The following is a 10132-nucleotide window of genomic DNA, read 5'->3' on the forward strand; positions in this document are numbered from 1 at the left end:
CGAAGGACAAAAAACGGGCCGCGGCGGGGGTGCCGCGGCCCGAGTGGGATCAGGCGGGAGGGGAAGTCCGCACCAGCGCCGTCACCAGGAGCCCTGTGTCGAAAGGGTGCGGTTACTTGCGCACCTTGGCGATCTCCGCCTGCAGCTCCTTCAGCTGCTCCGCACCGCCCTCGGCGGCGTACTTCTCGAAGGCCGGCTTTACCATCTCGCGCATGCGGTTCAGCTCGGCGTCGCTCAGTTCGTTGATCTGCATGCCCTTTTCCTTGAGGAAGCCGACCGACTTCAGCGACGCCTCGCGGCTGTCCTTGCGCTCGAAGTCGCGGGCGGCGGCGGCGGCCTCGCGGATGATCGTGCGCTCGTCGTTGGACAGGCCGTCGAACCAGCGCTTGGAGGCCAGCACGATCCACGGGCTGTAGACGTGCTTGGAGATCGTCAGGTACTTCTGCACCTCGTAGAACTTGGAGGACTGGATGGTGGTGACCGGGTTCTCCTGGCCGTCCACCGTGCCGGTCTCCAGCGCCGTGAACAGCTCCGAGAAGGCCAGCGGCACCGCGTTGGCGCCGAAGCGGTTGAACATGTCGATGTAGACCGGGTTCTGCATGACGCGCAGCTTGATGCCGCCCAGGTCCTCGGCCTTGGTCACGGGGCGCTTGGAGTTGGTCAGGTTGCGGAAGCCGTTCTCCCAGTAGACCAGCCCGACCAGCCCCCTCTCCTCCAGCTTGTTGATCAGCTTCTGCCCGAACGGGCCGTCCAGCACGGCATCGGCCTCCTGCTCGTTGTTGAACAGGAACGGCAGGTCGTAGACGGCGAAGTCCTTGACGATGCCGACCAGCGTGGCGGTGGAGCCGACCATCATCTCCTGCGCGCCGCCGATCAGCGCGTTCTGCATCTGGATGTCGTTGCCCAGGCTGGCGTCGCCGAAGCCCTTCATCTTCAGCTTGCCGCCGGAGCGCTTGGACAGCTCCTCGGCGAAGAACTTCACCGCCCGGCCCTGGTTGGAGCTTTCCGACAGGCCGTAGCCGAAGCGGATCAGGCGCGGCTTGACGTCCTGCGCGGCTGCGGCGGAGACCAGCGCGGTGGCGAGGCCGGCCGCCAGGAGAAGGGTGCGCACGAGCTTCATGGGGGGAAACTCCCTGGGGGTTCTTGTGGTCAGCGGACGAGGTGGGCCGGCACGGTGATGATCTCCGGCACGGCGATGAAGAGGGCGATCAGGACCATGTAGGTCAGCAGGAACGGCCAGATGCCGCGCGTGGCGCTTTCCAGCGAGATGCGGGCGACACCGCACACCACGTTCAGCACCGTGCACACCGGCGGATGGATCAGGCCCAGCGTGCCGATCAGCACGAACATCACGCCGAAATACGTCGGATCGATGCCGGCCGCCGCCGCCAGCGGCGTCAGCACCGGGCCCAGCACCAGGATGGTCGGCGTCAGGTCCATCACAGTGCCCACCGCCAGCAGCAAGAGCGCGATGGCCGCCATCAGCAGCTTCGGCTGGTCCAGCAGCGGGTGCAGCAACTCGTTCATCTGCTGCGGCAGGTCGGCCAGCGTCACCATGTAGGAGGACACCAGTGCGGCGGCGCACAGGAACATCACCGTGGCGGTGGTGCGCGACGCCTTGACCAGCAGCGGCACGAGGTCCGGCAGCTTCACCTGGCGGTAGACGAAGATCGCCACCACCAGCGAGTAGACGGCGGCGACCACCGCGGCCTCCGTCGGCGTGAACAGGCCGCCGCGCAGGCCGCCCAGGATGATGATGGGCAGCAGCAGCGCCCACACGCCGTCGATCACCGCCTTGACCCGCTGGCGCCCGCTGGCGCGCGGCTGCAGCGTGACGTTCATGTCGCGCACCACGAACATCCACGCGAACACCAGCCCCAGGCCCATCAGCAGGCCCGGCACGATGCCGGCCATGAACAGCCCGCTGATCGAGGTGTTGGTGGTGACGCCGAAGATGATGAAGGGCATGGACGGCGGGATGATCGGCGCGATGATGCCGCCCGACGCGATCAGCCCGGCCGAGCGCGGCACCGGGTAGCCGTGGTCGCGCATCATCGGGATCAGCAGCGTCGCCAGCGCGGCGGTGTCGGCGATGGCCGAGCCGGACAGGCTGGCCAGCAGCACGGACGCGCCGATGGTGACGAAGCCCAGGCCGCCGCGGATGTGGCCCACGAGGCTGACCGCCAGGTTGATGATGCGCTGGGAGATGCCGCCGGCGTTCATCAGCTCACCCGCCAGGATGAAGAACGGCACCGCCATCAGCGGGTAGTTGTCGGCGCCGCTCAGCATGTTCTGGGCGACGAGCTGGGCGTCGAAGAAGTCCAGGTGCACCATCAGCGCGACACCCGTGAGCATCAGCGCGAAGGCGATGGGCATGCCCAGGACCATCAGCCCGAACAGCGAGGAAAGGAAGATGGTGAGGGTCATGGCCGCGGCCTCGTCAGCAGGGCTTGGGCGTCGATGCCCTGGGCGACCGGCAGCTTCTCCGGGTCATCGCCGGGGACGCGGGCGCCGGGCTCGCCGGACAGGATCTTCCACAGGTTGGTCAGCACGACGCAGCCCATGGCCAGCGCCGGGAAGAAGCCGGCGGCGGCGTAGAACGCCATGGGAAAGCGCAGCACGGTCGAATAGGTCTCCATGCCGATCAGCAGCTGGATCCAGCTGCCCTCGACGAAGAGCCACAGCGCGTAGAGCATCAACAGGTGGCTGACCACCGCGCAGGCCCGGCGCACCTTCGGCGGCAGCCGCACCTGCACCAGCTCCAGCCCCAGGTGCTGCTGGTGGCGCAGCGCCAGCGTGGCGCCCAGGAAGACCAGCCAGACGAACATCAGCCGGGCGATCTCCTCCGCCGCGACGATGCCGCTGTTGAACATGTATCGAAGCACCACGTTGCCGAAGACCAGGGCCACCATCACGGCGAGCATCAGCGCCATGACCCATTCGGTGACCTTCTCCAGGCCGTCAATGAAGCGTTTCATGCCGGATTCTCCGCGGGCATGGGTGGCGTCGGCCCCTTCCCGGACAGCTGGCCGGGCAGCAGGTCGGGCAGGCGATCCAGGAATTCGGCGACGATCGCGTCGGGGGTGCGGGCGACGTCGATGGTCAGCGCCGCCTCGTCCGCCCCCGGCGGCTCCAGCGCGGCGAACTGGCTGTCGATCAGGCTGGCCGGCATGAAGTGCGCGGAGCGGGCGCGCATGCGTTCGGTGATCAGCGCCTTGTCACCGTGCAGGTGCAGGAAGGCGACGCGCCGGCCATCAACGCCCAGTTGGTCTCCGCGCAGCCGGTCGCGGTAGCGGCGCTTGAGGGCCGAGCAGGACAGCACCAGCCCTTCCCCGCGCCGGTCGGCGTCGGCGATGAAGCCGCCCAGCGTGCCCAGCCAGCCCCAGCGGTCCTCGTCGGTCAGCGGGGTGCCGGCGGACATCTTGGCGATGTTGGCGGGCGGGTGGTGCTCGTCCCCCTCGACGTAGGCCACGCCCAGCCGCTCGGCCAGCATCCGGCCCACCAGCGACTTGCCGCAGCCGCACACGCCCATCACGACCACAATGGGTTTGCCGCTCATGACGGCGCTCCTTCGCGCAGGGCCGCGGCCGCCTGGGCGGCGCGGCGGATGGTGTCCCAGTCGCCGGCCTTCACCGCCGCCGCGGGCGCCAGCCAGGAGCCGCCGACGCACACCACGTTGGGCAGGCGCAGGTACTCCGCCGCCTTGTCGGCGCCGATGCCGCCGGTCGGGCAGAAGCGCAGGTGCGGCAGCGGCGATGCGAAGGCGCGCAGCGCCGCCGTGCCGCCGGCCGCCTCGGCCGGGAAGAACTTCAGGAACGCATGGCCCCGCTCGGCCGCCACCATAGCTTCGCTCACCGTGGCGACGCCGGGCAGCAGGGGCACCGCGCTTTCGTCAGCCGCGTCGAACAGATGCTGCGTGGCGCCGGGGCTGACGGCGAAGGCCGCACCATCGGCCTCCGCCTCGCGCAACTGCTCGGCGGTCAGGACGGTGCCGACGCCCACCAGGGCCTCCGGCACCTCGGCGCGGATGCGGCGCACGCACTCGCGCGCCACCGGTGTGCGCAGCGTGACCTCCAGCACCGGCAGGCCGCCGGCCACCAGGGCGCGGGCCAGCGGCACGGCGGCGTCCGCGTCGTCGAGGACGATCACCGGGACCACCGGCGCGCGGCCGAGGATGGCCGCAAGGGAAGAACGTTTGCGATCCATGAACGACCCCTTCACGTCAGCTGAAGATGGAGGCGCCGCTTTCGGCACCCCCGACCGCGCGTCGGAAAACGGAGAACAGCTCGCGCCCGCAGCCCATTGCCTCCGGGGCGGAATATTCGGCGGCACCGTCCTGGCGCCGCCGCCATTCGGCGGCGTCCACTAGCGCCTCCAGCGTGCCGGACTCGGCGTCCGCGCGCACGACGTCGCCGTCGCGCAGAAGAGCCAGCAGGCCGCCGGCCGCCGCCTCCGGCGTCACGTGCAGGGCGGCGGGCACCTTGCCCGAGGCCCCCGACAGGCGCCCGTCGGTGACCAGCGCCACCCGGTGCCCGCGGTCCAGCAGCACGCCCAGCGGCGGGATCAGCTTGTGCAGCTCCGGCATGCCGTTGGCCTGCGGCCCCTGGAAGCGGACCACCACGACCACGTCGCGGTCCAGCTCGCCGCGGGCGAAGGCCTGCCGCACGCCGTCCTGGTCGTCGAAGACGCGGGCCGGCGCCTCGACCACGCGATGCTCGGGTGCCACCGCCGAGACCTTGACCACCGCGCGCCCCAGGTTGCCGGACAGCACGCGCAGCCCGCCGTCCGGCGCGAACGGCCGGGCGGCAGGGGCCAGCACCGCCGGGTCGCCACTCTCCGTCTGCGGTTCGGCCCAGGCCAGCGCGCCGTCTTCCAGCACCGGCATGCGGCGGTAGGACTCCAGCCCGCCCCAGGCCGTGCGCACGTCGGCGTGCAGCAGCCCGGCGTCCAGCAGCTCGCCGATCAGGAAGGGCATGCCGCCGGCCGCGTGGAAGCGGTTCACGTCGGCGCTGCCGTTGGGGTAGACGCGGGCCAGCAGCGGCACCACCGCCGACAGGTCGGCGAAATCCTCCCACGTCACCCGGATGCCGGCGGTCGCGGCGATGGCAGGGATGTGCAGCGTGTGGTTGGTGGAGCCGCCGGTCGCCAGCAGGCCGACGATGCCGTTGACCACCGCACGCTCGTCCACCTGAAGGCCCAGCGGCGTGTGCCGCGTGCCCTGCGCGGTCATCGCCACCACACGCTTCGCCGCCGCCTCGGTCAGCGCGGCGCGCAGCGGCGTGCCGGGCGGGACGAAGCTGGCCCCGGGCAGGTGCAGGCCCATGACCTCCATCAGCATCTGGTTGGTGTTGGCGGTGCCGTAGAAGGTGCAGGTGCCGGGCGCGTGGTAAGCGGCGGCCTCCGCGTCCAGCATGGCCGCGCGATCCACCTTCCCCTCGGCGAACAGCTGGCGCACGCGGCTCTTCTCGGGGTTCGACAAGCCGGACGGCATGGGGCCGGCCGGCACGAAGACGGCCGGCAAATGGCCGAAGGACAAGGCGCCGATCAGCAGCCCCGGCACGATCTTGTCGCACACGCCCAGGCACAGGACACCGTCGAAGGCATCGTGCGACAGCGCCACGGCGGTGGCCATGGCGATCACGTCGCGGCTGAACAGCGACAGCTCCATCCCCGCGTGGCCCTGGGTGACGCCGTCGCACATGGCCGGCACGCCGCCGGCCACCTGGGCGACGCCGCCGGCCGCGCGCACCGCCTGTTTGATGGCGCCCGGGTAGGATTCGTACGGCTGATGGGCCGACAGCATGTCGTTGTAGGCGGTGACGATGGCGATGGCCGGCGCGTCGCCGCCGCGCAGGTCCGCCTTGTCGACCGCCGGGCAGGCGGCGAAGGCGTGCGCCTGGTTGGCGCAGCCCAGCCGGTGCCGCCGTGGCCGTCCGGCGGCGGCCTCCAGGCGCCCGAGGTAGGCCGCACGGCTGTCGCGGCTGCGCGCGGCGATCCGCCCGGTCACCCGGCGGACGACGTCGTTGAGCGATTCGGGCATCGGGCGGCTCCACGGGGGCGGCCCGGCAGACGAATGGCGCGGAAGAGAAAACGGCGTAACCGGTGGTCCGCGCCTGCGCGCGCACTCCTCCAGGACTCCTCCGGGCGGTCTTCTGCCGAGACCTTGTGGACGGGGACGATACCCGAACAGCATCGGGCTGTGAAGAAAATTTTTTTCATATAGCGCTGCTGCAGCGCACAATTCCTTGCCAGAAATGAAAATTATCGCCATATCAGGCGGCAGGCTTGCCAAGCCTCGGCGGGAGGCCGGAGGATGTGCCCGGACGTCGCCCGGCTCCCAGCCCGGCCCCCAGGCCCGGCCCCAGGCGCTGTCACCGCGACGGATGGACCGCACCCATGCTCATCACGCCCCTCAACATCGTCGATCACATCCGCCAGCGCCTGCCGGAGCTGAAGCGTTCGGAGCGGCAGGTGGCGGAGATGGTGCTGACCGATCCGCAGAAGGTCCTTGGGCAGAGCATCACCGCGCTGGCCCAGACGGCGATGGTCAGCGAGGCGACCGTGGTCCGCTTCTGCCGCAGCGTGGGCTGCGGCGGCTTTCCCGACTTCAAGCTGCGCCTTGCCGAATGCCAGGCGCGCGGCGGCACGCCGTTCGTCAGCCAGGACGTGGCGCCGGACGACGACCTGCCGGCGGTCGCGCGAAAAATCTTTTCATCGGCGGCGGCGGCGCTGAACGACGCGGCGGGGACGCTGGACGCCGGCGCCATCGCGCGGGCCGTCGACCTGCTGGCCGACGCGTCGAGCATCCTGTGCATCGGAATGGGGGCGTCGGCGGTCGTGGCGGCGGACGCGGCGCACAAGTTCCTGCGCCTGGGCATGGCGGCGCAGGCGAGCGCCGACCCCATGATCGTGCAGATGCTGGCCGTCAACCTGGGCAGCCAGCAGGGCATCCTGCTGGCGGTGTCGAACACCGGCCGCACGCTGGCGCTGATCGAACTCGCCCAGGCGGCCCGCGCCCAGGGCGTGCCGGTGATCGCCATCACGGCGCCGGGATCGCCGCTGGCGGCAATCGCCACCGTGGCGATCGGCACCGATCCGGTGGAGGACGCGGAAATCTACACGCCGATGGCGTCGCGCCTCATCCACCTCGCCATCATCGACGTGCTGTCCACGGGGACCGCGCTGCGGATCGGCGCCGCCGCCCGGCGCCACCTCGCCAAGGTGAAGTCCGCCCTGGCCGGCACGCGCGCCGGCCGGCCGGCCGCACCGTCGGGCAAGGGCCGGTCACGGCCACGCTGACGCCCGGCCCGGCCGCGGCGGCCTGTGTCGCAATGTCAACTGCCTTCGGCGCAACCCGTGTCACCATGCCTTCCTCACACGGCGGGACATGGGTCTTGGCATGCCGGAATACGCGCACACGCTCGGACGGCAGCGGCACCGTTTCGATGATCTGAAGGCGGTCATGGCCTGCGCGTCGCCGCGCCGGTCGGGCGACGAGCTGGCCGGGATCGCGGCCGACAGCGACGAGCGCCGGGTGGCGGCGCGCATGGTCCTGGCCGACCTGCCGCTCGCCACCTTCCTGAACGAAGCGCTGGTCCCCTATGAGGACGACGAGGTCACGCGCCTGATCCTCGACGGCCACGACGCCGCGGCCTTCGCGCCCGTTGCGTCGATGACCGTAGGCGCGTTCCGCGAGTGGCTGCTGTCCTACGAGGCGGACACCGCCGCACTCGCCGCACTCGCCCCCGGCCTGACGCCGGAGATGGCGGCGGCGGTGTCGAAGATCATGCGCAACCACGATCTGGTGACGGTGGCGGCCAAGTGCTCGGTCGTCACCGGATTCCGCACCACGGTCGGGCTGCCGGGGCGGCTGTCCAGCCGGCTGCAGCCCAACCACCCCACCGACGACCCCACCGGCATCGCCGCCGCCGCCCTGGACGGCCTGCTGTACGGCATCGGCGACGCGGTGATCGGCGTCAACCCGGCCACCGACAACGTGCCGGCCTGCATCACGCTGCTGGAGATGCTGGACACGCTGCGCCAGCGCCTCGACATCCCGGTGCAGTCCTGCGTGCTGGCGCACGTCACCACGACGCTGCGGGCCATCGAGCGCGGGGCGCCGGTCGACCTGGTGTTCCAGTCGATCGCCGGCACGGAGAAGGCCAACCAGGGCTTCGGCGTCTCGCTGGCGCTGCTGCGCGAGGCGCGGGACGCCGCGCTGGCGCTGAAGCGCGGCACGGTCGGTAACAACGTCATGTACTTCGAGACCGGCCAGGGCTCGGCGCTGTCCGCCGACGCGCATTTTGGCATCGACCAGCAGACGGTGGAGGCGCGCGCCTACGCGGTGGCGCGGGCGTTCGAGCCGCTGCTGGTCAACACGGTGGTGGGCTTCATCGGCCCCGAATACCTGTACGACGCCAAGCAGATCACCCGCGCCGGGCTGGAGGACCATTTCTGCGCCAAGCTGCTGGGCGTGCCGATGGGCTGCGACGTCTGCTACACCAACCACGCCGAGGCCGACCAGGACGACATGGACGTCCTGATGACGCTGCTCGCCACCGCCGGGGTCAACTTCCTGATCGCGGTGCCCGGCGCCGACGACGTCATGCTGAACTACCAGAGCCTGTCGTACCACGACGTTCTCGGCCTGCGGCACCTGCTGAACCGCCCCCCGGCGCCGGAGTTCGAGGCGTGGCTGGACAAGGCCGGCTGGCTGGACGCGCAGCGGCGCCTGTCGCCCCACGGCCCGCACGGCGGCACGGCGCAGGCCCTCATCGGGAGGATCACCTGATGGCCGACCGCCCGGAGACCGATCCCTGGCAGCGCTTCCGCACCGTCACCCGTGCGCGCATCGGGCTGGGACGCAGCGGCGACGGCCTGCCGACCAAGGCGCTGCTGGACTTCCAGCTCGCCCACGCCCGCGCCCGCGACGCGGTGCATGGTGCCGTGGACTTCGACCGGCTGGCCGGCGACCTCGCCCCGCATCCCACCATCCGCGTGCGCAGCGCGGCACCCGACCGCGCCACCTACCTGCGCCGGCCGGACCTCGGCCGCCGGCTGGACGGAGACGGCCGGGCGGCGCTGCCGGCCGGCGTGTGGGACATCGCCTTCGTCGTCGCCGACGGGCTGTCGGCCGCCGCCGTGCAGGCGCACGCCGCGCCGCTGGTGCGCGCCTGCCTGGACCGGCTGCCGGGCTGGTCGGTGGCGCCGGTGGTGCTGGCGGAGCAGGCCCGCGTCGCGCTGGGCGACGAGGTCGGGGCGCTGCTGGGTGCCAGGCTGGTGGCGCTGCTGGTGGGGGAGCGGCCGGGGCTGTCGGCGGCCGACTCGCTCGGCGTCTACCTGACCTGGGCGCCGGAGCCGGGGTGCCCGGATTCCCGGCGCAACTGCATCTCCAACATCCACGCCGCCGGACTGCCCGTCGCGGCGGCGGCGGACAAGCTGTGCTGGCTCGCCAACGAGGCGGCGCGGCTGAAACTGACCGGGGTCGCGCTCAAGGACGACGCCCCGGCCCTGCACGGCCCGGCGTCCGGGCCGCAATCCATCGGCCAATCATAATTCACGAACAGGCATAATTCACGAACAGGAGGGTACACGGCATGTCTGAAAGCGCGAAACCCGAGTTGAAACGCAGCCTCAGCGGCCTGCACCTGTGGGGCATCGCCGTCGGGCTGGTCATCTCCGGCGAGTACTTCGGCTGGAGCTACGGCTGGGCGGCGGCGGGAACCTTGGGGTTCCTGGTCACCACGGTGCTGATCGCGGCGATGTACACCACCTTCATCTTCAGCTTCACCGAGCTGACCACCGCGATCCCGCACGCCGGCGGCCCGTTCGCCTACAGCTTCCGCGCCTTCGGACCGAACGGCGGATTCGTCGCCGGCTTCGCCACGCTGATCGAGTTCGTCTTCGCACCGCCGGCCATCGCGCTGGCGATCGGCGCGTACCTCAACGTGCAGTTCCCGGCGCTGGATCCCAAGCTGGTGGCGGTCGGCGCCTATGTCGTGTTCATGGGGTTGAACATCGCCGGCGTGTCCATCGCCGCCACGTTCGAGCTGTTCGTCACGCTGCTGGCGATCTTCGAACTGGTGGTGTTCATGGGCGTGGTGTCGCCCGGCTTCTCCTGGTCGAACTTCAC

At 71.0% G+C, this 10132-nt stretch carries 10 protein-coding genes; 4 read left to right on the forward strand and 6 right to left on the reverse strand.

Annotation, left to right across the window (positions count from 1 at the left end; genetic code table 11):
* Positions 1-112: 112 nt before the first annotated feature.
* Genes VED21_RS08540 through edd form a run of 6 tightly spaced genes read right to left on the reverse strand, consistent with a single transcriptional unit; the run spans position 113 to position 6040 of the window.
* Positions 113-1120, reverse strand: coding sequence for a TRAP transporter substrate-binding protein (locus VED21_RS08540; RefSeq protein WP_324881909.1), 1008 nt, complete (start codon positions 1118-1120; stop codon positions 113-115).
* A gap of 29 nt (positions 1121-1149) precedes the next feature.
* Entirely contained in the window at positions 1150-2427 is a 1278-nt protein-coding gene (locus tag VED21_RS08545) for a TRAP transporter large permease subunit (protein WP_324881910.1), read from the reverse strand.
* Positions 2424-2978, reverse strand: a complete 555-nt coding sequence (locus VED21_RS08550; RefSeq protein ID WP_324881911.1) for a TRAP transporter small permease — start codon at positions 2976-2978, stop codon at positions 2424-2426. Before VED21_RS08550 ends, VED21_RS08545 begins: the two co-directional genes overlap by 4 nt.
* On the reverse strand, positions 2975-3559 hold the full coding sequence (locus VED21_RS08555) for a gluconokinase (RefSeq protein ID WP_324881912.1): 585 nt from the start codon (positions 3557-3559) through the stop codon (positions 2975-2977). The genes VED21_RS08550 and VED21_RS08555 overlap by 4 nt, the downstream gene beginning before the upstream one ends.
* Positions 3556-4206: a bifunctional 4-hydroxy-2-oxoglutarate aldolase/2-dehydro-3-deoxy-phosphogluconate aldolase gene (gene eda / locus VED21_RS08560; protein WP_324881913.1), complete on the reverse strand. Its 651-nt coding sequence runs from the start codon at positions 4204-4206 to the stop codon at positions 3556-3558. The genes VED21_RS08555 and eda overlap by 4 nt, the downstream gene beginning before the upstream one ends.
* Positions 4207-4222: 16 nt before the next feature.
* A complete protein-coding gene (edd, locus tag VED21_RS08565) occupies positions 4223-6040 on the reverse strand; it encodes a phosphogluconate dehydratase (RefSeq protein WP_324881914.1) in 1818 nt (605 codons plus the stop codon).
* A 356-nt stretch (positions 6041-6396) separates the two neighbouring features.
* On the opposite strand from edd, the gene hexR reads away from it, so the two are divergent.
* The 4 genes from hexR to VED21_RS08585 form a co-directional block, all read left to right on the forward strand.
* Entirely contained in the window at positions 6397-7299 is a 903-nt protein-coding gene (hexR, locus tag VED21_RS08570) for a transcriptional regulator HexR (protein ID WP_324881915.1), read from the forward strand.
* 100 nt (positions 7300-7399) lie between these two features.
* The gene (locus tag VED21_RS08575) at positions 7400-8791 is read left to right on the forward strand and encodes an ethanolamine ammonia-lyase subunit EutB (RefSeq protein ID WP_324881916.1); all 1392 of its coding nucleotides are present in this window, start codon (positions 7400-7402) and stop codon (positions 8789-8791) included.
* On the forward strand, positions 8791-9555 hold the full coding sequence (eutC, locus tag VED21_RS08580; RefSeq protein WP_324881917.1) for an ethanolamine ammonia-lyase subunit EutC: 765 nt from the start codon (positions 8791-8793) through the stop codon (positions 9553-9555). The genes VED21_RS08575 and eutC overlap by 1 nt, the downstream gene beginning before the upstream one ends.
* Positions 9556-9596: 41 nt before the next feature.
* On the forward strand, positions 9597-10132 hold a 536-nt coding region (locus tag VED21_RS08585; RefSeq protein ID WP_324881918.1), incomplete at its 3' end, for an amino acid permease.

Origin of the sequence: Azospirillum sp. (assembly GCF_035627195.1) — a bacterium.
In the GTDB taxonomy this organism is placed as follows: Bacteria; Pseudomonadota; Alphaproteobacteria; order Azospirillales; family Azospirillaceae; genus Azospirillum.